Here is a 22,388-nt window from a genome sequence, read left to right on the forward strand (position 1 = left end):
GTCGAACGGGGCCGCTCCGGACGGCCGCTCACCGCAGGGCAGGGCGTCAGCCGGGGAACCGGCCCTGGCTGCGCAGGGCGTAGCGGCGCTCGGCGTAGGCGAGGTCCTCGCGCCACAGCCGGCCGGCGCCGCGCCGCATCAGCGACCGCATCAGCGGTGCCGCCCGGCGCGCGAGGGTGAAGCCCCGGCGCGGCGAGTGGGCGACGACGGCTTCGATCACGGCGGTGCGCGGTCGTCCGTCGCTGCCGGGGCCGAGGGGTGTGGCGTGGGTTTCCACGACACTGGTGGCGCCCTCCCCGGAGACGATCCGCATCACCACGGTGCGCGGCCCGGGCGCGGTGAACTCCGCCCGCACCGGAACGCCGAGGCGCCCACGGACACGGAAGGAGACGTCGACCAGGAACCGGTCCACGGCGACGTCTGCCGGATGCGAGTCATGGGCGGCAGGTGCCTCGGCGACACTCAGGTCGGCGAAGGAGTGAGGGTGGAACCAGGCGCCGTGCCAGGGGTCGAGCCGGTTGGCGACGACGTCCTCGGGTTCGCAACGTCCGGCGACGGTCATGACGGCCGCCAGTGACGAGGCGAGGGCGGGCCGCGTGGGGACGGGCGGCGTCGCCGAGGGCTCCTCACCGCCGACGGCGTCCAGACGCGCCCACACCAGGAGGCCGTCGTCGTGGGCGGGGTAGGGCTCCCAGCCGGGAAACCCCGAGGGCTTCAGCGCGAGGCCGTGCCAGTGGCAGACGATCGTGCCGTCCCGCACGAAGCTTTCGCACAGCGGAGCGCCCAGGTGGGGGCAGGCGCCGGGGGCGGCCCGGACCCGCCCCTGACGGTCGCGCCACAGCACCAGTTCGACGCCGGCCACGCACCTCCCGGTGATGCGCCCGCTGCCGACCTCCGAGCTGGCCGCCACCACGTACCAGTTCCCGGACGGCCGGGCCTGGGCGCGCTTCAGCGCGGCCGCGACGAGGGCCGGTTTGGCCTCGTGCCAGGTGGGCGGCTGGTCCTGCCACTTGCCACCGCTGAGCAGGGCCAGCGGATGGAACGGACGGCGGGAGCGGCTCATACCGTCGACCCCTCGGGAGTGTCGGATGCGGCACCGGACGGCGCCGGGCGCGGGCAGGCCCGATGGACGGCGCGGCTCGAGGCGACGGCGATCAGACCACGGGCGGCTTCGCGCGCACGGCGGTGGCGGGGCACGGCCACGCGGCGGTGGAGCACCGGGTAGCCGGCGGACTCGATCTCGTCGAGGATGCCCCGGTAGAGCACCAGAGCCGTTCGGACGCAGGGGCGCGAGACAGGTGCGAGCAGGGGGATGCCGGTGGCGGCCCGCCGGTACACACCGCGGGTGAGAGCGGCGGTCTCGTGAAGGGCGGCGCGGACCCGTGGGTCGGTGGTGCCCCGCTGCCGGCACCACGTCAGGAGGGCCTGGTCGGCCCCGTGGGCGCCCAGGATGTCGCCGGGGATGTAGACGCGACCGCGGTCGAGGTCCTCCCCGACGTCGCGCAGGAAATTGGTGAGCTGGAAGGCGACGCCGAGTGCGGCCGCCGCGGGAGCGGCCTCCTCACGCGACGTCACGGTGCCGAGGACCGGCAGGACCTGGAGGCCGATCACCGCGGCCGAACCGTGCATGTAGCCGGCCAGGTCGCCGTAGGTGGGGTAGGCGGTGACCGTCAGGTCCATCTGCATCGAGGCCATGAAGTCGGTGAACAGCGTGTGGTCGAGTCGGTGCCGGCGGACGGTGTCGGCGAGCGCGGTGACCACGGGATGGTCCGCGTGGCCCGCGCGCAGTCCGTCCAGCAGCACCGTCTCCAACTCGGCGAGCGCCTGCTTCCGGGCGGCGGAGGTGACACCGCTGCCGTCGTGGCCGTCGTCGACGATGTCGTCGGCCCACCGGGCGAAGCCGTAGAGGGCGTGGACGAAGGGGCGGCGGTCCGGGGTGAGCAACCGGGTGGCCAGGAAGTAGGTCTTGCCGTGCCGTGCGTTCAGCGCCCGGCAGCGGCTGTAGGCGGCCCGCGTCCGGGGCTCGGTGATCCCCGCGGCGTCGAGTTCACGGGCGGTCACGGGACGCTCCTGCGCGGCCGGTGCCGGGCCACCGCACGGTCCCCGGCGATGCGGGCGGCCGCTAGCTTCCCGGAGATCAGGACGGTGGGCACTCCGACACCCGGTACGGTGCCGCAACCGGCCAGCACGACGTTCTCGGCGCCGTGGACGAGGTTGCGGGCGCGGAAGGGGCCGGTCTGGGCGAAGGTGTGAGCGGCGGAGAAGGGTGTGCCCGCGGCGTGCCCTTCGGCCGCCCAGTCGGCAGGTGAGACGGTCCGCGAGGTCTCGACGGACGCCTCGAACCCCTCCAGCCCGCGCTTTTCCAGCTCTTCCACCAGGCGCTCCCGGTAGGTGGGGCCCAGCTGGGCCCAGTCGGCGGGGCCGGTGGAGAGGTTGGGGCACGGGGCGAGGACGTAGTGCAGGTGCCGGCCTTCGGGGGCGAGGGAGGGGTCGGTGGTGGTGGGGCGGGTGATGAGCAGGGAGGGGTCGCTCATGAGCCGTCCGAGGCGCGTCAGTTCGTCGAAGGTGCGGGTCCAGGCGCCGCCGAAGGAAAGGGTGTGGTGTGCCAGCTGCGGCCAGGTCCGGCGGGTTCCGGCGTGCAGCACGAACGCGGAGGGCGACCAGCGCAGCCGTACCGGCCGCCGGGGGACGCGACCGAGGAGCCGGTACGCCACCGGCAGGTCGGGGGTGAGGACCACGGCGTCACAGGCGAACCGTTCACCCTCGGCGGTGCGTACGGCCGTGACCCGGCCGCCCGTGCTGCGCTCCAGGACGGCCACCTCGCTGTGGTAGCGGAGGTCGGCCCCCGCGCCGGCGGCCTCGGCGGCGAGCGCGCGGGCCACGGCGTGCATGCCGCCTCGTGGGAAGTACACACCGGCGACCGTGTCCATGTAGGCGATCACGGCGTACGCGGCAAGCGCCCGGGCGGGTGGCACTCCGGCGTACAGGGCCTGGAACGAGAAGACGCGCTGCAAACGCTCGTCCTTGACGAAGCGCGCGATGCGCGGCTGGAGCCGGCCGAATCCGCCGAGCGCCGCCAGCCGGGCGAGGTCGGGGGTGAGCAGCGACAGGGGCGAGTCGAAGTTGACGTCGATGAAGCCGCGCATCTGCACCCGGTACAGCTCGCTCAGCCAGCGCCGCAGCCGCCGGTACCCCAGTGCCTCCCGCCCGCCTGCGAACCGGGCGACCTCGGCCTCCATCACGGCAGGGTCGGAATGCACGTCGAGGGCGGAGCCGTCGGCGAACTGCGCGCGGTAGGCGGGGTGCAGCGGCTGTAGCTCCACCCGCGAGGCCAGGGTGCCGCCGGTGGCCGCGAACGCTTCCTCGAGGAGATCGGGCATGGTCAGAACCGTCGGCCCGGTGTCGATGCGGTAACCCCCGAGCTCGAGCAGACCGGCGCGGCCCCCGGGTCCACCGGCCCGCTCGAGGACGGTCACCCGGCGACCCGCGCCCAGCAGGTGCAGTGCGGTGGCCAGCCCGGACAGCCCTGCGCCGACGACGACCACGTGATCGGTGGGGCCCTGAACGGACCTCATCACCAGTCCTCCTGCGGCTCGGGGGCGGGTGGAACCGGCGGCGTCATACGACGGCGACCGCACCTATACGGCGGGCCAGCCGGGCCAGGGAACGGACGCCCTGCGGTTCGAGGAGCCCGGTCGTGAGGAGACCGGCGGCCTCGTCGGCCAAGGCGGCGATCCGGGTCTCCACCGCCCGCACCGCACCCAGGTCCCGCAACAGCCCGCGGAGGCCGTCGAGCGCCGTCTCGTCCGCATCGGCGTTGCCGAGCGTCGCGCGGATCCGGGCTTCGGCTCCGGGCGAGCCGGACCGCCGGGCCAGTTGCAGCGCCACGGCCGTCAGGTACGTGAGCTTTCCCGAGCGGATGTCGTCGCCTGACGGCTTGCCCGTTTCGGCCGGGTCCCCGTAGACGCCCAGCAAGTCGTCACGGAGCTGGAAGGCCAGGCCGATCCGGCGGCCGAACTCGTGCAGGACCTCGGTCGTCCGGTCGTCCGCACCGGCGGCGACCGCGCCCACTGCCAGCGGGCGGGCGACGCTGTAGAGGGCGGACTTCAGTTCGGCGGTACGCAGGGCCGCCCTGGGGTCGTCCGAGCGTTCCGCCTGCAGGCGCAGGTCGAGGTGCTGGCCCGCCACCATCTCGGAGCGCATGGCCTGCCACAGCCCTTCGACCTGACGGCGCACCACGTCGCCCAGCGGCACGGTCCTGAGGAGGTCTTCCGCCCACACCAAGGCCAGGTCCCCGGCCAGCACCGCTTGCGCGAATCCATAGGCCGCCGCGTCCCCGGACCAGCCCGCCCGCAGGTGCGCCTCGGTGAACTGCGCGTGCACCGCCGGCCCGCCCCGGCGTGTGTCCGAGCGGTCCATCACGTCGTCGTGGATCAGCGCGCAGGCCTGCAACAGCTCCAGCGCCGCCCCCAGCCGTACCGGGGTCACGACCTCGTCCCGGGCGACCGGCCCACCCGCCGCGAGCCAGCCCCACCACAGGCAGCGTGCGCGCAGCCGGGCGCCACCACGCGACACGAACTCCGTGAGGGTGCCGGCCAAGGTGGCGTCCGCGGGCAGAACACCCGATCCGGTGAGGCGCCGTTCCGCCATGTAGGCGGACAGTTCAGCCTCGACCGCTTCCACCACCTCGGTGTCCGCTCCCGTCTCCGAGCTTCCCACGGCGGCCTCTCGGTCGATGCCCCGGGCGGCCGCGTCCCGCGCGGAGGCGGCTCCCTCTGACGACCGCTCCCCACCTCCGCGGCCTCGGAGCCTCGCGGGGTGATCACGGTCGTTCCCGACTCTGGCACCGGCCCGGCCACCGCGCATCTGCAGCCGTCCGCCCGTCCGAACCCTCCAGGGGAGGCGATCAGCCCTCGGCGCCGGTCGGGGCGGGTGGCGTCCCGTCGACCGCGAGGGCCTGTACAGGGCGGTCAGGCGATGGCGGAAGGTGATCAACCGGAGGAGACGCTGCCGGCCACACCGACGGCCCTGAGCCTCGTATGCCCCGGCCTTCTCCGGCACGACGCGGAACAGGGACGCGTACGGCCGCACGCCCGTCTTGCGGGAGTGCGGCCGCTTCCCCGCGTCTCGTCGACCGATCGCCCAGGGGAACCGTGGGGTTCGTGAGGCGGATCAGTTCTCCAGGGCCGCCTGCTTGGCCACCGGGGCCGGCGCGGCCTCGGCGTCGCCCGACGCGGCGCGGGCGGCCGGGATGGCCATGGCGACGAGCGCGGCGACCAGCGCGATGCCGCAGCCGATCACCAGGCCGGTACGGAAGCCGTTCTCGGAGGTGAAGGTGTAGCCGCCCACGGTCGTGGTCATCTGGGAGAGGACGACACCGATCACGGCGGCGCCCACCGAGGTGCCGAGCGAACGCATCAGGGCGTTGAAGCCGTTGGCGGCGGCGGTCTCCGACAGCGGGACCGAACCCATGATCAGGGCGGGCATCGATCCGTACGCGAGTCCCACGCCGCTGTTGACGACCATGACCGCCAGCATCAGACCCCAGGCGGAGCCCGTCAGCACCAGCGACAGGCCGTACCCGGCGGCGAGGACCAGGGCGCCGCACATCAGGGTGAACTTGGGGCCGCGGGCATTGGTCAGCTTGCCGCCCAGGGGAGAGACGATCATCATCATGATGCCGCCCGGCAGGAGCCACAGGCCCGCCGCGAGCATGGACTGGCCGAGGCCGTAGCCGGTCGCCTTGGGGAACTGCAGCAACTGCGGGACGACCAGCATCCCGGCGTACATGCCGAAGCCCACGAAGACCGAGGCCAGGTTGGTGATCAGCACCCGGGGCCGGGCCGTGGTCCGCAGGTCGACCAGCGGGTCGCGGGTGCGCAGTTCCCACCAGCCCCAGCCGGCCAGCACGACGACGGCGGCACCGAACAGGCCGAGCGTGGTCGCCGAACCCCAGCCCCAGTCGGCTCCCTTGGAGACGGCGAGCAGCAGGCAGACCAGTCCGACGCCCAGTCCGAGCGCGCCGGGCACGTCGAAGCGCTGGCCCTTGGCGCCGGCGGGAACCTCGGGGATGAAGAACCAGATCAGCACCGCGACGACGGCGGCCAGGCCCGCGGAGCCCCAGAAGAGCACGCGCCAGTCGGCGTACTGGGCGATCGCGGCGGCGATCGGCAGGCCCAGACCGCCGCCGATGCCCATGGAGGCGCTGACCAGGGCGATGGAGGAACTGAGCTTCTCCGCGGGGACCACGTCACGGAGCAGGGCGATGCCGAGCGGCACCATGCCCATGCCCATGCCCTGCAGACCCCGTCCGACGATCATCGGCGTGACGGAGGACGACAGGGCGCACACCACCGAGCCCGCCACGAGCGGCACCGAGCAGACCACCAGCATGCGCCGCTTGCCCACCAGGTCGCCGAGGCGCCCGAAGACGGGCACGCACACGGCCGCCACCAGAAGGGTGGCGGTGATCACCCAGGCGGCGTTCGAGGACGAGGTGTGCAGGATCTGCGGCAGCTCCGTCAGCAGCGGGGTGACGAGCGTCTGCATGATCGCGGCGGTGATGCCGGCGAGGGCCAGCGTGGCGACCACGCCCCCTGCACGGGCTGTGGGTTGTGGGGCGTTCATGACGGCACTCCTCGCCTGACGGTCCTGCGTTCGGGATCGATGTGCATGGTACATAGGAAGTGCATCGCGCACATGATGTGGCTGGTGCACGCGCTGTGCGAGGATGACAGCGGGCGCCGCACAAGCACACCGGCGGCCCGGCGGACGGCAGGAGGCGGAAGAGGTATGGGCAGGTCCACCCACGAGGTCGAGTACGAGCAGATGCTCCTCAGCCGCCACGAACTGCTGCGCCACAGGTCCGGCGCCCTGGACCGCAGCGCGTACATCCTCCTCAGCCGTATCCGGGTCCAGGGGCCCATGTCGATCGGCGAGCTGAGCGAGGCCTTCGCGCTCGACGCCTCGACCCTCAACCGGCAGACCGCCGCGGCCATGCGCGCCGGGCTCGTGGAACGCATCCCCGACCCGGAGGGCGGCATGGCGCGCAAGTTCCGCATCACGCCCCAGGGCGCCCGCATGCTGGACGAGGAGCGCGACGCCATCATCGGCGGCCTGGACAAGGTCATGGCCGACTGGCCGGACCAGGACATCGCCGCCTTCGCCTCCTACCTCAGGCGCTTCAACACCGACATCGAACGCCTCGCCGGACGGCCCTGGCCCCGTCCCTGAACCGCCGGGCGCCCGGCCCGCGGGCCGCCAACCCACCTCACCGGCAGGATATTTGACGGGGCAAGCACTCCTCGATTTACTTGACGTAGCAATCACTTCTGCGACCGGTCCGGCTCGCCCGCGCCGTCACGCGCGGAAGTACCCGTCATTCCTTGGAGGTTGTGCAATGGGACGTCTACTGGGCCGCGCCGCGCTCGTCACCGGTTCGACGAGCGGCATCGGGCGTGCGGTCGCGGAGGCCCTGGCACGTGAGGGTGCCACCGTCGTGGTCACCGGGCGCAGCGCGGAGCGCGGTGCCGGGGTCGTCGAGGGGATCACGGCACAGGGGGGCCGGGCGCACTTCGTCCAGGCCGATCTGGCGGTGGGCGGTGCGGAGGTCCGGCGGCTGGCGCAGGAGGCGTCGGCGGTCGCGGGCGGGCCGATCGACATCCTGGTGAACAACGCTGCCTACCTGGTCCCGCCGCAGTCGATGACGGAGGCGACCGAGGAGCAGATCGACGAGGCGCTGGCGGTCAACGTCAAGGTCCCGTTCCTGCTCGCGGCCGCGCTGGTGCCCGCCATGGTGGAGCGCGGCTCCGGAGCGGTGATCAACGTGGGGTCGATCAACGGTGTCGTCGGCATGGACTTCGCGGCGCTCTACGGGGCCACCAAGGCCGGTCTGCACTCACTGACGAAGTCCTGGGCGGTCGAGCTGGCCTCCAAGGGGGTGCGGGTCAACACCGTCGCTCCCGGCCCGACCGTCACCGAGGCCAACGAGGTCTACCGCACCCTGCTGGAGAAGCTCGCCCAGAACTACCCCGCCAAGCGGCCGGGCACCGCCAAGGAGGTCGCCGCCGCGGTGGTCTTCCTCGCCGGCGAGGACGCCGCGCACATCCACGGCGCCACGCTCCCGATCGACGGTGGCGCCCTCGCCCTCTGAGGCGGACAACCAGGCCCACCCCCTCCGGCCCCTTCTCCGGCCCCACCTGCGGTTTCGCGGGTGGGGCCGCGTCGTCACGACCTGACGGCTCTGACTTTCATTATTAAATCCAGATGCTAGCCTGGGACCGCGGCCCCTGAAGGGCCGCGTGCTCGAGCCGTGTCCGGTGCCCTGCCGAGAGGGCGTGTCGCAAAGGAAAGCCGTATGGACATCAAGGGATCCGTCGCCCTCGTGACGGGAGCCAACCGAGGAATCGGGCGCGCGTTCGCCCGGGCGCTCCTGGAGCAGGGCGCGGCCAAGGTCTACGCCGGCGTCCGCGACCCAAAGAGCGTGACCGATCCGGACCTCGTCCCGCTGCGGCTGGACGTGACGGACGAGGCGCAGACAGCCGCGGCCGCCGAGGCGGCGGGCGACGTCTCCATCCTGGTCAACAACGCCGGTATCGGAGGCGCGACCACCGGGCTGCTGTCGGGCGGCCTCGACGGCGCGCGGCAGGCGATGGAGGTCAACTACTTCGGCACCTGGGCGGTGTCCCGGGCCTTCGCCCCGGTACTGGCCCGCAACGGCGGCGGGGCGCTGGTGAACATGCTGTCACTGGCCTCCTGGGTCGGGCAGCCGCAGTTCCCCGGCTACGCCGCGTCCAAGGCCGCGCAGTGGTCTCTGACGGACGCCCTGCGCAAGGGCCTGCACGACCAGGGCACCCTGGTCGTCGGTGTGCACTGCGGATTCGTGGACACCGACCTGAGCGCATGGACGGACGCGCCGAAGATCAGCGCCGCCAGCGTTGCGGAACTGACCATGGAGGCCCTGACCCACGACCGGTTCGAGGTCCTCGCCGACGAGCAGACGCGAAGCGTCAAGGCCGCCCTGTCCCAGCCCCCGACGGTGGGGCCCGCAGCCTGATCCGGCCGGCCCCGGTCCCGCCGCGCGGCAGGACCGGGGCCGGTGTCGGCCGAGCTGACACCTCCTCACCTGGCCGGTTCCGGCGACGAGATGACGCACGCGAACGGCTTGTCAGGGATCCCCTGACGCCCTAACTTGTCAGGGAATCCCTGACAACCAAGGAGTGAGCCGTGCCCCCCTCTGGCATCCAGGACGCATTCACCCGGTGCTCCTTCTGCGGCAAGCCGGACCGCGAGGTCGACAAGCTGGTCGCGGGCGCCGGCGTGCAGATCTGCAACGAATGCGTGGCGCTGTCCGCGTCGATCATCGACGGAAGCCTGGGCACCCCGCCGGGAGCTCCCCTGCCGCTCTGGGCATCGCTGACCGACGCGGAGATGCTGGGCCACATCCCGCGCGTCGCCGCGCACATCGACCAGGCCGAGGCCGATCTGCGCTCATGGGTGCAGGAACTGCGGCGCCGCGGCGTCACCTGGACCCGGATCGGCGAAGCCCTCGGGATCACCCGGCAGTCCGCGTGGGAACGGTTCTCCGGCGAGGAGTGACCGGCGCCGCCCCCTCCTGCCCGACCACGCGACGACCGGCGCGTTCGGAATAGAACGCTCCGGATGAACGTAATAAGGATGTAAAAGTCGCTGGTCAAGAGCACGCCGTCCGCAGGGGTGGGGTGCAGGTCGCCTGGGAGGCAGGAGTGGGCATACGGCGGACGACCCTTCCGGGCATCGGCACGCAGTACGACGTGACCACGCGCACCGGGCGGAACCTGTCGGTGGTGGTCCACCAGGACGGCCGGAGGTTCCTCGGCTTCTACGAGGCCGACGATCCCGACGCGTGCGGGATGTCGGTCCCACTGGAAGCCGACGAGGCCGCCGGGCTGGCACGGTTGCTGGACCCGACACCGCTGGAGGCGGTGCGGACGGAGGGCATCGGGCTGGTCACCGAACAGATCCCGGTGGACTCCCGGTCGCCGTACGCGGGGCGCCCGCTGGGTGACACCCGCGCCCGGACGCTGACCGGGGCCTCCGTCGTGGCCGTGATGCGCCGGACCACCGCGCACCCCTCCCCCGGGCCGGACTTCCGGCTGGCGATCGGAGACACGCTCGTGGTGGTCGGCACGCGTGAGGGCGTGGACGCACTGGCCGCGATCGTGGCGGGGCGGTGACGATGCACGACACCACCGCGCTGCTCATCGAGCTCGGCGCCGTCATCCTCGGGCTGGGCCTCATCGGGCGCTTCGCCGGCCGGATGGGGCTGTCGCCCGTGCCGCTCTACCTGCTGGCCGGACTGGCCTTCGGGCATGGCGGCATCGTGCCGCTGTCGGCGAGCGAGGACTTCATCTCCGTGGGCGCCGAGATCGGCGTGGTCCTGCTGCTCCTGCTGCTCGGCCTGGAGTACAGCGCGTCGGAACTGGTCACCAATCTGCGCGCGCAGTACCCGTCGGGGGTCGTGGACTTCGTCCTCAACGCGGTACCCGGCGCGGTGGCGGCGCTGTTGCTGGGATGGGGGCCGGTGGCCGCCGTCGCGCTGGCCGGGGTCACCTGGATCTCCTCGTCCGGTGTCATCGCGAAGGTGCTCACCGACCTCGGCCGGCTCGGCAACCGCGAGACGCCCGTGGTGCTCGGCGTCCTCGTCATCGAGGACCTGGCCATGGCGGTCTACCTGCCGCTGCTGACCACCCTGCTGGCGGGCCTGGGCCTGGCTGCCGGAGGCGTGACGCTGGCGATCGCCCTCGGCACCGTGGGCACGGTGCTGTACCTGGCGCTGCGCCACGGCCGGCTGCTCAGCAAGGCGGTCTCCTCCGACAACCCCGAGATGCTCCTGCTGGTCGTGCTCGGCCTGGCGCTGGTAGTGGCGGGCATCACCCAGAAACTGCAGGTGTCGGCGGCCGTCGGGGCGTTCCTGGTGGGCATCGCCCTGTCCGGTGAGGTCGCGGCGGGAGCGGGACGTCTGCTGACGCCGTTGCGCGATCTGTTCGCCGCCGTCTTCTTCGTGTTCTTCGGGCTGTCCACCGATCCGGCGGCGATCCCGCCCGTGCTGCTCCCGGCGCTGGCCCTGGCGCTGGTCACCACGGGAACCAAGATCGTCACCGGTTGGTACGCCGCCCGGAGGGCGGGCATCCACGCGCGGGGCAGGCTGCGGGCGGGTGGCGCGCTCGTCGCACGCGGGGAGTTCTCCATCGTCATCGCGGGCCTCGCCGTCGCCACGCAGCCCCGTATCGGCCCCCTGGCCACCGCTTACGTCCTGATCCTGGTCGTCGTCGGGCCCCTGGCGGCCCGCTACACCGAACCCGCGGTCACCGCGCTCGGCCGGCGGCTGCGGCATGACGCCTTCGCGCAGCCGCTGCCGGGGGCCGTCGAGGCGTTCGAGGTGACGCACCCCGAGGACTCCCCCGCCCGGCGGTGACGGCGGTCATCTCCGTCGGAGATGACGGATATCGTGATGCATCTTCCTCACCGGGGAAGCAATCCTCCGGTGCGGGCGCTGCAGCATGTGTCCGAGCGGCGCGAGGAGTTGCTCGGTCGCCACTTCACCCGCCCGAACCGCACCACCGGTTCCCGACACGAGAAGGTCCTCGTGTCCGCTCCCCGCACGACCAGGTCCGTGCGTCGTCCGGCGCCCGCCCACGGCGTACCGGGATGGCTGGTCGGGCTGCTGGCCGTCGCCTCCGGGTTGACCGTCGCCAACCTCTACTACGCCCAGCCGCTCCTGGCGTCGCTGAGCACGATCTTCCATCTCGGTCCGGCAGCGGCCGGCACTTTGATCACGGTGACGCAGGTCGGCTACGTGGTCGGCATGGTCTTCCTGGTCCCGCTCGGCGACCGGCTGGAGAAGCGCCGGCTGGTCACTGCGCTGCTGACCGTCACCACGGTCTCCTTGGTGGTGGCGGGTTTCGCCACGAGCTTCCCGATGCTGCTCGTCGCGTCCCTGGTCAGCGGTGCCACCTCCGTCGTCGCGCAGATCCTGGTGCCGTTCGCGGCGGGCCTCGCGCCCGACCGCGCCCGCGGCCGCATCGTCGGGCGGGTGATGAGCGGACTGCTCGCCGGGATCCTGCTGTCCCGCACCGTCAGCAGCCTGGTCTCCGACCTCGCGGGCTGGCGCTACGTCTACCTCGGCTCCGCGGTCCTGATGGCGCTCCTGGCCCTGGCGCTGCGCGCCGCCCTGCCGCAGCACGCCCCGACGACCTCCCTGTCGTACGGGCGGGTCCTGCGTTCGACGGTGCAGTTGGTGCGGACACATTCTGCGTTGCGACGCCGGGGGCTGTACCAGGCGGCCATGTTCGGCGCGTTCAGCGTCTTCTGGACCCCCGTCTCCTTCCTCCTCACCGGCCCGTTCCACTACTCGCCGATCGGTGTCGCGGTCTTCGCGCTCGTGGGCGCGGCGGGTGCCGCGGTGGCACCGCTGGCGGGCCGCTGGGCGGACCGCGGCCTCGTCCGCCCGGTCACGGGGACCGCCCTCGGCCTCGCGGCCGTGGCCTTCGCCGTCGCGGGCTTCGGGCAGCACAGCATCATCCTGATCGCCTTCGCCGCGGTCCTCATCGACATGGCCGTGCAGACCTCGCTCATCCTCGGGCAGCACACGATCTACCAGCTCGACGCCGCCGCGCGGTCGCGGCTGAACAGCGCCTTCATCGCGATCTTCTTCGTGGGAGGCGCGCTCGGTTCGCAACTCGGGGCACTGGCCTACCACGCGGACGGCTGGACGGCGGTCAGCGTCCTCGGTGCCGCGCTGCCCCTGATCGGCCTCGGCTACTGGGCGACGGAGCGTCGCGCCGCCCGCAAGGGCGCGGAGGCCGCGACCGCGCAGGCCCCCTCCCGGTAACGGGTCCGGCAGACTCCACGAGCTGACCATTCGTCAGGCGGGGCCTTCGGGCCCTTGGTTCGCAGTCGCGAAGCGGCGGAGTTCCCTGCGTGTCCGTGCCATGCCGCCCGACCCTGGTGATGAGTTGTCGCGCCCGCACCCGTCACATCTACGACGGGACACGACGAGACCGAAGGATGACGCGATGAGTGCGGACACGCGGTTGGAGGAGCTGGGCGGGAGCGGTCTCGGCGAGGTCGACGGGCCGGCGTTCTCGGGGCTGGCGGAGCAGCACCGGCGGGAGCTGCACGTGCACTGCTACCGGATGCTCGGGTCGTTCGAGGACGCCGAGGACACCGTGCAGGAGACGTTCCTCCGTGCCTGGCGGCGGCGGGAGACCTTCGAGGGGCGGTCGACGTTCCGCGCCTGGCTGTACCGGATCGCCACCAACGCCTGCCTGGACCTGCTCGCCAAGCGCCGCCCGGAGCCCGCGACCGGCGGCGAGGTGCTGTGGTTGCAGCCCTACCCGGACCGGCTGCTCGACGAGTTGCCCGCGGCTGACGCCGACGAGCCGGAGAGCGTCGCCGTCGCGCGGGAGACGATCGAGCTGGCGTACCTCGTCGCCGTCCAGCACCTCGCGCCGCGCCCGCGCGCCGTACTCATCCTGCGCGACGTGCTCGGCTGGCCGGCGAAGGACGTCGCGGAACTCCTCGGCGACTCCGTCAACTCCGTCAACAGCGCGCTGCAACGGGCCCGCGCCGGCATGCGGGAGCACCTGCCCGCCGAGCGGCAGGACTGGAGCGGCGGCGCTGAGGACTCCGGGACGCGCGAGCTGGTGCGTCGCTTCACCGACGCCAGCGTGGCCACGGACGTCGACCGGCTCGCCGGCATGCTGCGTGACGACGTCCGCTGCTCGATGCCGCCGACGCCGGGCCTGTCCCTGGGCCGCGACGCGGTGGTGACCGGCTGGGTCGCGGACGGCTTCGAAGACATGCAGGGTCTGCGCGGCGTCCCCACGTCGGTGAACCGGCAACCCGCCGTCGCCTTCTACCTCTGGAACGAGCGCGAGGGCGCCTACCTGCCGTTGACGCTCGACGTCCTGCGCGTCACCGACGGGGTGATCACCGAGATCGTCGTCTTCCACGCCGACCGGTTCCCGCGGCTCGGGCTTCCGGAGCGCCTGCCGGCGGACGGCACGGAGTAGCCCCGGTGCGGACGCTCGCGCTGCGCGGTGGCGCTCGTGTCACGGTGGTCGCCGCGCAATGGTGCGACGCCTTCGGCGTCGTCACCCGCGGGCGGGTGCGGCTGGAGCTGCGCGACGGCGAGCCCGGGCCGGTCCTCGGACGCGACGCCGGGTTCCGGCTTCGCGGCACCGGCGTCCGCGCCCTGCGCGACCCCGGCCGTCGCACGGCGAGGGTGCGCAGCGTCACCCCCAAGGCCAGGACCGTCACATGCCGGTCACCACACCCCGTAGGCCCGTTTCCGGATGACGGAGGAACGACATGAACACCATGAAGGGCACCGGGGTCGTCGCAGGCCCGGCATCGGGCCGGACCAGCCACACCCACCGGCTCCGCAGGCTCGCCGGCACCGGCTTCATCGCCACGCTCGCAGCGATGGTGGCCACCACCCTCGCCGCTGCGCTCGCCCAGGCCGCCGGCGTCGGCTTCGAGGTCCCCGATGGTGGCGAGACGATCCCGTTGCCCGGGTTCGCCGTGGTGACCGGCCTCTTCTCGGTCGTGGGCGTCGTCATTGCCGTCGCTCTGCTTCGCTGGAGCGCTCACCCCGCCAGGCGATTCGTGTGGACGGCGGTGTCGCTGACCGCGATCTCGCTGGTCCCTCCCCTCCTGTCCGGGGCGGACACCGCCACCACCACCGCCCTCATCGGGCTGCACCTCGTCCCTGCGACGGTGATGATCCCCACCCTGGCGCGGAGCCTCCGTACCCGGACCGATTGACGATTCCGCAACGGAGCGGCGCGCTGCGCCAGGACGTGCGCGAGCGCACCAAGGTGGGTCGAACAGGTTCGCGGCGCACCCCGGCGATCACCCCCACGTGGCCTGCTCTCCGCGTACGATCACTCGATGGCCGACATGACCGAAACCACGCCCGGCTGGCTGTCTCCGGACGACCTGGAGCTGACCCGCGCACGCATGCCGATCCTGTACGTCGACGCCGTGCCCGTGCGGGTCGACGACAGCGGGGAGGTGACACACATCGGTCTGCTCCTGCGCATCGGACCGGACGGGAACGTCAGCCGCGCCCTCGTCTCCGGGCGGGTGCTCCACCACGAGCGTGTCCGCGAGGCGCTCATCCGCCACCTGGAGAAGGACCTCGGGCCCATGGCCCTGCCCCGCATCCCGGTCTCGCCGCAGCCCTTCACCATCGCCGAGTACTTCCCGACACAGGGTGTGACGCCCTTCCACGACCCCCGGCAGCACGCGGTGTCCCTGGCCTACGTCGTCCCGGTGGCGGGCGACTGCCATCCCCGGCAGGACGCCCTCGACCTGGTGTGGTTCACCCCGCAGGAGGCGTCCTCGCCGCAGTTGCAGCAGGAGATGCAGGGCGGGCAGGGCGTCCTGCTCCGGCAGGCCCTCGCCCACGTCGGCTGCCTCACCTGAGCTCGGTGGCGGCCCGGGCGGTCCACTGCCAGCGCCGCCACACGCACGAGGGACCACCGCGCGGGTACGGGCACGCTCCAGCGGGTACGGGCACGCTCAAGGGGGGCCGGCACCGGTTGCCGGCACACACCGATCCGCGCGGGCCCCGGCCGTCGCCCGGCCACAGGAGCCCCGTACGGGAGGCACCCTGATGAAGCTGTCGTTCCTGCAACCGCTGTTCGACCGGCCGGGCCCGTGGGCGAGCGCCTACCTGGACACCTCCCGGGACGTCGCGGATCCCGACCGCGTCATCGCATGCCGCTGGCGGCACCTGCGTGACGACCTCACCGCCCACGGCGCCGACCCGGCCACCGTCCACGCCCTGCACGCCGCTGTGGGCATGGACGACGACCTGCCCGGTCGGCACGGCCAGGCCCTGTTCGCCACCCGTGGGGAACTCGTGCTCGCCGCGGAGCTGCCCGAACCGCCCGTGCACGACACCGCCGACCTCGACGACCTGCCCGACGCCCTGCCCCTGGTGGTGCAGCGCGCCCCGGACCTCCCCTACCTGGCGGTGTTCGTCGGCCGCACCGAGGACGGCGGCGGCATCCAGGTCGCCGCCCAGACCGAGCGCTGGCCGGCCGGCCGTATCGACACGGATCCGGCGGTCCGGCAGACCGTCCCGGCGGAGGACTGGCAGCGCACCGCCCCCCGTCTCGCCGGGGACCTGACCGACCTCGCCGACCGCGGCGCCGCCGAGGTGCTCGTGCTGGGCCGGGATCCCGGTGATCCCCGGACCGCCGGTGTCCTGGTCGGCCACATGCCGGAACGCCTGGGGAACGCCCTCGTCACGGTCGGCACCGGCAACCCCGGCGGCGCTCCCGACCGGGCCCTGCTGGAGGAGCACCTCGCCCGCGAGCTCGGCGGCCGCCTCAACGCCGCCGACCAGGCCCGCCTCGAGGCGTATCTGATGCAGCGCGCCCAGGACCGCACCGCCTGCGAGGGCACCGGAGCCGTCTTCGCGGCGCTGGGGCGCGCGGACGCCGAGGCCCTCCTGGTCAACGATCCCCCGCCGCTCCCCGGGCACCTGCCGGCAGGGCCCGGCGAACCCGCCGGAGCGGCCCTGCTGCGTGCCGCGGCGTGCACCGGTGCCGAGCTGGTGGTCGTGCCCCGCGGCACCCTCGCCCTGGACGACGGGGTCGGTGTCCTGCTGCGCCGACGCGACCCCGGCGCGTAGCCCCCGGCCTGCGGAATCGTCGGTGACCCACCCGTGTTGTACCTGCAGGTACAACGAGAGGGATGGGATGGATACCGTCGACGCAGGGCAGCGGCCGGGCCGGCAGTCCCTGCCGGCCCAAACAGAAAGCTGGGCGCTCACCTACCGGCCCGAAGCCCCCGCAGAAGCCCGCAAACTCACCAAGGAAGCCCTGCACCGCTGGCAGGTGCCGGCAGCCACTGCCGACGAGATCCTGCTGGTCGTCTCGGAGCTCGTCACCAACGCCTTCGAATACGCCCGGCCGCCCATCGTGCTCCACCTGGACCGCGACCGCAGCACCGGGCAGGTCCGCGTGGAGGTCACCGACGGCGGACCGGCCGCCTCCGTCGGGGAATGGGCCGCCAGCTGCGGCGACTGCGAACACGGCCGGGGCCTCACGATCGTGGACCAGGTGGCCTCGGCGCACGGCGACCGCTGGGAGACCGGCCGCGCCGTCCACTGGGCCGAACTCGCTCCCGCCGCCTGACGCAGCGGCGTCGTACGGCGCGGGGGCGAGAGCGGGTCTTCACCGAGCTGATGACCCGGGCCGACGCCGATGAGGGCCTGAATTGGGCGGTCTCGGCGGACCGCGCCATCGTGCGCGCGCATCAGCACACGGCCGGGGCCCGTAGAAAAGGGCCCCGGCCGGCGAGCCCCACGACCATCCCACCGGCCGCTCCCGCAGAGGACTGGGCACCAAGGTCCGCCGCGCCGCAGACGGGAACTGCCGGCTCCCGGGTCAGGAAACCGGCAGTGCGATGCTGTCGATCGCGGCGTCGGCGATTCGGTTCCTGGTCTTCACGTCGACCCCTGCCTTGGCGAGCGCTTCGAGCCCGCGATGCGTGGCGACGATCAGTCCGCCGAGCGCCTCGGCGTCGGCGGCCGGATCCAGGTGCCCGGCGCGCTGCGCCTGCTCGACAAGCCGGCGGCAGCTGTCGAGCAGCACTTCGAACGCCGCGAGTGACCTGGTCGCGATGGCGTCGTTCTCCGACGCCAGTTCGGCCGTGGCCTTGGCCAGCAGACAGCCGGGCTGACCGGTGTGGTCGTCCGGCGCCGTGAGCCATTTGCGGAGGCGGTCGAGGGCCTGGTCCTCCGGGCCCTCGAGCAGGGCAGCGGCACCCTCGTCGGAGTTTGCGCAGTACTCCTCGAATATGCGCTGGAACAGGGCCTCCTTGTCGCCGAACGCGCCGTAGAGGCTTCCCTTGCTCAGCCCTGTCGCGCGGGAGAGGTCGTCGACCGAGGTTCCGTGGTAGCCGGTTTCGTTGAACTGCCGATGCACAGCGGCCAGGACGTCTTGCTCGCTGAATTTGCGTGGTCGCCCCATGCCTCCATGGTACGCCGTTCTGAACCATCGGTCCAGATCTTCTGGACGTTCGGTCCAGAACCTGTATATTGGACCGCATGTTCAGAACTAGCACTTCACCCGACCCCACCGAGTTCGCAGGAAAGCGCGCGATCGTCACGGGAGGCACTCGCGGGATCGGCGCGGCCATCGTGCAGCGGCTGCTCGACGGCGGCGCGACCGTCGTCACCACGGCGCGTAACGCCTCCGACGAGACGCCGAAGGCCGCCACCTTCATTCAGGGCGACATCGGCACGCTCGCGGGCGTGCAGGCATTCACTGCGGCAGCGCTCGACGAACTCGGCGGCGTCGACATCGTGGTCAACAACGCGGCGGCGGCACGCGCCCACATCGGGGGCGTCTCATCCATTCCCGATGAGGAATGGATCGACGCACTCGACCTCAACTACCTGTCCGCCGTGAGGGTCAACAACGCGCTGCTGCCGGCGCTGCGCGAGGCCGGGTCGGGCGGCGTGATCGTCAACATCTCATCGGGAGCGGCCCTCACGCCGGCGCCGCCATTGGCTCACTACGCTGCCGCCAAGGCCGCCCTCAACACCTACGGCAAAGCGCTCGCTTCCGAGCTCGCGCCTGCCGGAATCCGCGTCACCACGATCATCCCCGGCAACGTGCTCACCCCGGGCGCCGACGCGATCCGCCAGAACTTCGCCGACGCGATGGACGTCCCGCTTGCCGCCACCACAGCGGGCATCCCTCTGGGGCGTCCCGGAGACCCGCGCGACATCGCCGAGGCCGTCGCCTACCTCGCATCGGACCGGGCTCAGTGGGTCACCGGAGTAAGCCTGACAGTCGACGGCGGTGAACTCCCCCTCATCTAGCTCCCGGTCCGTCAGCCTCTTGTACGGTCCACAACGACCCCGGCGGCGCGAGAGCTGTCCCACGCCGCCGGGCGTCAGGTCGAGCAGCTGACCGACAACGCACCCGGCGTGACGTCGCGCGTCAGACGCCCGGGACCAGCTCGCGCAGGATCGCCTGTCCGGCCGCGCGGTGCTGGGCGGCGGCGGACGGATCCGTGGCGTCGAGCACCGCGGCGATCCCCTCGTGGGCCAGCGCCTCCTCGTACCGGTACCCCACCCGGGGGGCGAGGTCGAGCGCCTGCCGGTGCAGCCGCAGGGCATCCTCCGGCAGACCGGCCAACCGGCAGGTCTCGGCGTAGCCGTTGAGGAAGTGGATCTTCCACTGCTCCTCGAAGAGCTCGTCGAGCAGCGCGAAGGCCTCGCGATGGCTGGCCAGCGCCTCCTCGTAACGGCCCATCCGTCGCAGGGCGACACCCAGGCAGTTCAGGCACCAGGCCTCGTTGTGCCGGTGCCCGTCCTCACGGGCCAGCGCGAGGGCGTGGTGCAGATGGCCGCAGGCGCGTCCGGGTTCCTCGCGCGCGATGGCCACCCCGAGGGTGATGAGCGCGGTGAGCGCCGGCGGCCACGCGGGGTCGGCGTGCGGGATCTCCAGCGCCTGACGGGCCAGTCGCGCCGCTTCCTCGCGGTGCCCCAGCTGCAGCATGGCCCAGGCCTCGTAGGCGGTGGCGTGGGCCGTGCCCATCGGGCAGTCGGCGTCCGCGTACAGCTTCCCCGCCAGGCGGAACAACTCCAGCGGCTCCTCGACGTACCCCTGGTCCCACCTCAGGTAGCCGCGCCGCATCGCCAGTTCGGCCTCGGCCCGGACGTCCCCCGCCTCCGCCACCAGGGCGGTGGCCGCCTCGTACGCGGCACCGGCCTCCGCCATCCTGCCCGCGTTGTGGCGTGCGAAGCCCAGATCGCTGTGTGCCTCGCCGAGTTGCCGCGGGTCGCCCAGGCGCCGGGCGGCGGCCAGCGAGCCCTCGAAGAGGGAGTTGAGCTGGGTGGTGCCGCAGCGCCGGGCGAAGTACGACCTCATGAAGCGCGGCAGTTCGCACACATGGGCGTCGGCCCCGGCGGCGAGGGCGGCCTCGAAGGCGGCCAGCAGATTGGTGTACTCGGCGCCGAACCAGGCGAGGGCGGTGTACTTGTCGGTGAACCGCGGCAGCTCCGCGGGGGCCGAGCCCGCGCAGGCCTCCCGGCTGCGGGAGAGGAAGGGCATGGTGGCGTCGGCGGCGGCCGCCGCGTGCACGTAGTAGTCGAGCACCCGGCCCCGTGCCCGCTCCCGCTCGGCCGCCGGGTCCTGCTCGGTGGTGGCCCGCAGTGCGTGCCGGTGCACCAGGTCGTGCAGCCGGTAGCGGCCGGGGGCGGGCTGCTGGACCAGGTGCGCGTCGAGCAGGTCCTCGAGCATCACCCGGGTGTCGCGCAGCGGCACGTCCGCGAGGGCGGCCGCGACGTACTCGTCGAAGTTCGAGCCAGGCAGCAGGCTCAGCAGGCGGAACAGGCGACGCTGGGCACGGTCCAGCTGGTTCACCGACATGGCGAACGCGGTGTCGAACTCGGTCGGGCCCTCCGCCATCCGCTCGACGAGGATGCCCACGGTCCAGCCCGGCCGGTGCCTCAGCCGCGCCGCGGCCAGCCGCAGGGCCAGCGGCAGGTTGCCGCACAGCCGCAGCACCTCGGCCGCCGCTTGGGGTTCGCGGGCCAGCCGCCCGTCGGACCCGCCGGGCTCGCCGCTGGCGCGGGCGAGCAGTTCGGTGCTCTCCTGCGGGGTCAGCACGTCCAGCGAGACCGGTGGCACCTCCTCCAGGCCCAGCAGCCGGTTGCGGCTGGTGACCAGGGCGACGGAGGGGCCAGCACCGGGCAGCAGCGGGCGGACCTGGCCGGCGTCCGCGGCGTTGTCCAGGACCACGACGGCCCGCCGGTGCGCCAGTTCCGAGCGCCAGCAGGCGGCCAGTTGCTCGACGCCTTCCTGCGGGATCCTCTCGGAGGGCACGTCGAGCGCCGCGAGGAGCGCCCGCAGCGCGGGGTCGGGGTCGAGCGGCCGCCGGCCCTCGGTGAACCCGTGCAGGTCCAAGTACAGCTGGGCGTCGGGGTAGTCGGCGGCCAGGCGGTGTGCGGCATGCACCGCCAGGCAGGTCTTGCCGACACCCGCCATGCCGTCGACGGCGACCACCCTGCTGCTGCCGACCGCGGCGAGCACGGCGGCGAGTTCGTCCCTGCGTCCGGTGAAGTCGGGGGCGTCACGCGGCAGATCGTTGCGGGGCGGCCGCGGGGCCGACGCGAGCGGCGTCGGGGGGTGGACCTGGCGGCTGGTCCTCGGGGGCGCGGGCAGCGGGTTGGAAGCCCGTTCCCACAGGGGCCGCAGCGGGCGCGGGTCGCGTGCGACGAGGCGGCAGAGCGCCACGACGGCGGGCCAGGGCGGCACGGTCCGGCCGGTGAGGTAGCGCGACAGTGACGACGAGCTCAGGCCCGTGTCCCGCGCCAGGGCCCGTACGCCCCGTCCGGACAGCTCCTGGAGCATGCGGAGCCGGGCGGCCAGCTCCTCCGGTGGGTCGGCCTCCGCCGTCCGTTGCTGCGCAACCACCCGTCCCCCGCCTTCCTGTCCCGCCCCCGAAGAACGCCTCCGGGCCGCATCGCCGCTGTACAAGGCCGTTCCGGCTGTCCCACGGTGTCCCACCGCCGTCGTCATGGCAAGTCCGAAGGGCTGTCATGGAGTCACGCCCCGGGGAGCGGGGCACCGAAGCGGAAGAGGGAGAACCATGATGCAGTCCCGTATGCAGAACCCGGCCGCCGTCCTGCCCGGCGCGATGCAGCCCATCCAGGAGCTGATCAAGGCCGTGCACTCCGGTGGGGTGGACGGGCAGACGCTGGAGCTGGTGCATCTGCGGGTCAGTCAGATCAACGGCTGCAGCGCCTGCGTCGACGGCGGCGCCAAGACGGCCCGCAAGGCCGGGGTGAGCGACGAGCGCCTGGCGACGGTCGCCGCGTGGCGGGAAGCCCCGTACTTCAGCGAGGAGGAGCGGGCGGCGCTGGCGCTGGCCGAGGCCGCCACACGGCTGGCCGACCGGCCCGAGGCCGTCGGTGACGAAGTGTGGGACGCGGCCGCCACCTACTTCGACGAGAAGCAGCTCGCGGCGATCGTCCTGATGATCGGCGTGACCAACCTGTTCAACCGGCTCAACGCCACGACCCGGCAGATCGCCGGCGCCTGGGGATGAGGGGCGCGCCGTCCGGTCCCGGGCCGCGTCCACGACGCGCCGCCCGGGACCGGCGTGCCCGGCCGCCTGGGCCGTGCCGTCCACGGCGGCAGGGGCCTGAGCCGGGTCCCTCGGGCGGCCGGACCCTGTCACAGCGGCGGGGGCTGTCCGGTCAGGAGGGAGATGGCTCAACTTCTTCCCGCGTCCCACCCGGGCACGACCGAGATTGAACCCTCCCCCTACTGAAGCAGGGGGATTCCTGGCTCAGGAAGCCCCGCAGGTCAGCA

21 protein-coding genes are annotated in these 22,388 nt (G+C 72.9%); 14 read left to right on the forward strand and 7 right to left on the reverse strand.

Going from position 1 to position 22,388, the window contains the following annotated elements:
- Nucleotides 1-46 precede the first annotated feature (46 nt).
- The 5 genes from ACFYYN_RS30210 to ACFYYN_RS30230 all read right to left on the reverse strand — a co-directional run bounded on the left by ACFYYN_RS30210 (nucleotide 47) and on the right by ACFYYN_RS30230 (nucleotide 6,627).
- Nucleotides 47-1,063, reverse strand: a complete 1,017-nt coding sequence (locus tag ACFYYN_RS30210) for a Rieske (2Fe-2S) protein (protein WP_500548265.1) — start codon at nucleotides 1,061-1,063, stop codon at nucleotides 47-49.
- Nucleotides 1,060-2,061 (reverse strand): phytoene/squalene synthase family protein, encoded by a 1,002-nt coding sequence (locus tag ACFYYN_RS30215; protein ID WP_500548266.1) that lies wholly within the window; start codon nucleotides 2,059-2,061, stop codon nucleotides 1,060-1,062. Before ACFYYN_RS30215 ends, ACFYYN_RS30210 begins: the two co-directional genes overlap by 4 nt.
- Nucleotides 2,058-3,575: a phytoene desaturase family protein gene (gene crtI / locus ACFYYN_RS30220; RefSeq protein WP_500327515.1), complete on the reverse strand. Its 1,518-nt coding sequence runs from the start codon at nucleotides 3,573-3,575 to the stop codon at nucleotides 2,058-2,060. The genes ACFYYN_RS30215 and crtI overlap by 4 nt, the downstream gene beginning before the upstream one ends.
- Nucleotides 3,576-3,618: 43 nt before the next feature.
- Nucleotides 3,619-4,719 (reverse strand): polyprenyl synthetase family protein, encoded by a 1,101-nt coding sequence (locus ACFYYN_RS30225; protein WP_500548267.1) that lies wholly within the window; start codon nucleotides 4,717-4,719, stop codon nucleotides 3,619-3,621.
- Between the two features lie 453 nt (nucleotides 4,720-5,172).
- Nucleotides 5,173-6,627, reverse strand: coding sequence for an MFS transporter (locus ACFYYN_RS30230; RefSeq protein WP_500327518.1), 1,455 nt, complete (start codon nucleotides 6,625-6,627; stop codon nucleotides 5,173-5,175).
- 165 nt (nucleotides 6,628-6,792) lie between these two features.
- Here ACFYYN_RS30230 and ACFYYN_RS30235 point away from each other — a divergent pair, with 165 nt between their 5' ends.
- From ACFYYN_RS30235 to ACFYYN_RS30290, 12 genes are all read left to right on the forward strand, one after another.
- A complete protein-coding gene (locus ACFYYN_RS30235; protein ID WP_499509010.1) occupies nucleotides 6,793-7,233 on the forward strand; it encodes a MarR family winged helix-turn-helix transcriptional regulator in 441 nt (146 codons plus the stop codon).
- Between the two features lie 166 nt (nucleotides 7,234-7,399).
- Nucleotides 7,400-8,152, forward strand: a complete 753-nt coding sequence (locus ACFYYN_RS30240) for an SDR family NAD(P)-dependent oxidoreductase (protein WP_500548268.1) — start codon at nucleotides 7,400-7,402, stop codon at nucleotides 8,150-8,152.
- 204 nt (nucleotides 8,153-8,356) lie between these two features.
- Nucleotides 8,357-9,055, forward strand: a complete 699-nt coding sequence (locus ACFYYN_RS30245) for an SDR family oxidoreductase (protein WP_500548269.1) — start codon at nucleotides 8,357-8,359, stop codon at nucleotides 9,053-9,055.
- 170 nt (nucleotides 9,056-9,225) lie between these two features.
- Nucleotides 9,226-9,597 (forward strand): ClpX C4-type zinc finger protein, encoded by a 372-nt coding sequence (locus tag ACFYYN_RS30250; protein WP_500548270.1) that lies wholly within the window; start codon nucleotides 9,226-9,228, stop codon nucleotides 9,595-9,597.
- A 146-nt stretch (nucleotides 9,598-9,743) separates the two neighbouring features.
- Nucleotides 9,744-10,214: a cation:proton antiporter regulatory subunit gene (locus ACFYYN_RS30255; protein WP_500357551.1), complete on the forward strand. Its 471-nt coding sequence runs from the start codon at nucleotides 9,744-9,746 to the stop codon at nucleotides 10,212-10,214.
- A 2-nt stretch (nucleotides 10,215-10,216) separates the two neighbouring features.
- A complete protein-coding gene (locus ACFYYN_RS30260) occupies nucleotides 10,217-11,455 on the forward strand; it encodes a cation:proton antiporter (RefSeq protein WP_500548318.1) in 1,239 nt (412 codons plus the stop codon).
- 69 nt (nucleotides 11,456-11,524) lie between these two features.
- Nucleotides 11,525-12,871, forward strand: a complete 1,347-nt coding sequence (locus ACFYYN_RS30265; RefSeq protein ID WP_500548271.1) for an MFS transporter — start codon at nucleotides 11,525-11,527, stop codon at nucleotides 12,869-12,871.
- Nucleotides 12,872-13,055: 184 nt separating this feature from the next.
- Complete coding sequence (locus tag ACFYYN_RS30270; RefSeq protein ID WP_500548272.1) at nucleotides 13,056-14,054, forward strand: RNA polymerase subunit sigma-70; 999 nt, start codon at nucleotides 13,056-13,058, stop codon at nucleotides 14,052-14,054.
- 298 nt (nucleotides 14,055-14,352) lie between these two features.
- Nucleotides 14,353-14,808, forward strand: a complete 456-nt coding sequence (locus ACFYYN_RS30275; protein WP_500548273.1) for a DUF6069 family protein — start codon at nucleotides 14,353-14,355, stop codon at nucleotides 14,806-14,808.
- Between the two features lie 126 nt (nucleotides 14,809-14,934).
- Entirely contained in the window at nucleotides 14,935-15,471 is a 537-nt protein-coding gene (locus tag ACFYYN_RS30280) for an NUDIX hydrolase family protein (RefSeq protein WP_499509019.1), read from the forward strand.
- A gap of 190 nt (nucleotides 15,472-15,661) precedes the next feature.
- Nucleotides 15,662-16,687 (forward strand): baeRF2 domain-containing protein, encoded by a 1,026-nt coding sequence (locus ACFYYN_RS30285; RefSeq protein ID WP_500548274.1) that lies wholly within the window; start codon nucleotides 15,662-15,664, stop codon nucleotides 16,685-16,687.
- 67 nt (nucleotides 16,688-16,754) lie between these two features.
- The gene (locus ACFYYN_RS30290; RefSeq protein WP_500548275.1) at nucleotides 16,755-17,192 is read left to right on the forward strand and encodes an ATP-binding protein; all 438 of its coding nucleotides are present in this window, start codon (nucleotides 16,755-16,757) and stop codon (nucleotides 17,190-17,192) included.
- 252 nt (nucleotides 17,193-17,444) lie between these two features.
- On the opposite strand, the gene ACFYYN_RS30295 is transcribed toward ACFYYN_RS30290, so the two are convergent.
- Nucleotides 17,445-18,029 carry a TetR/AcrR family transcriptional regulator gene (locus tag ACFYYN_RS30295; protein WP_500548276.1) on the reverse strand — a complete coding sequence of 195 codons (585 nt, stop codon included), beginning with the start codon at nucleotides 18,027-18,029 and terminating at the stop codon, nucleotides 17,445-17,447.
- A gap of 77 nt (nucleotides 18,030-18,106) precedes the next feature.
- On the opposite strand from ACFYYN_RS30295, the gene ACFYYN_RS30300 reads away from it, so the two are divergent.
- Nucleotides 18,107-18,886 carry an oxidoreductase gene (locus ACFYYN_RS30300; protein WP_500548277.1) on the forward strand — a complete coding sequence of 260 codons (780 nt, stop codon included), beginning with the start codon at nucleotides 18,107-18,109 and terminating at the stop codon, nucleotides 18,884-18,886.
- 121 nt (nucleotides 18,887-19,007) lie between these two features.
- On the opposite strand, the gene ACFYYN_RS30305 is transcribed toward ACFYYN_RS30300, so the two are convergent.
- Nucleotides 19,008-21,488 carry a helix-turn-helix domain-containing protein gene (locus ACFYYN_RS30305; RefSeq protein WP_500548278.1) on the reverse strand — a complete coding sequence of 827 codons (2,481 nt, stop codon included), beginning with the start codon at nucleotides 21,486-21,488 and terminating at the stop codon, nucleotides 19,008-19,010.
- A 178-nt stretch (nucleotides 21,489-21,666) separates the two neighbouring features.
- Between ACFYYN_RS30305 and ACFYYN_RS30310 the strand changes: the two genes are divergently transcribed.
- Nucleotides 21,667-22,122, forward strand: coding sequence for a carboxymuconolactone decarboxylase family protein (locus tag ACFYYN_RS30310; RefSeq protein ID WP_500327697.1), 456 nt, complete (start codon nucleotides 21,667-21,669; stop codon nucleotides 22,120-22,122).
- Nucleotides 22,123-22,388 lie beyond the last annotated feature (266 nt).

Origin of the sequence: Streptomyces sp. NPDC001902 (assembly GCF_042891295.1) — a bacterium.
Classification (GTDB): domain Bacteria; phylum Actinomycetota; class Actinomycetes; order Streptomycetales; family Streptomycetaceae; genus Actinacidiphila.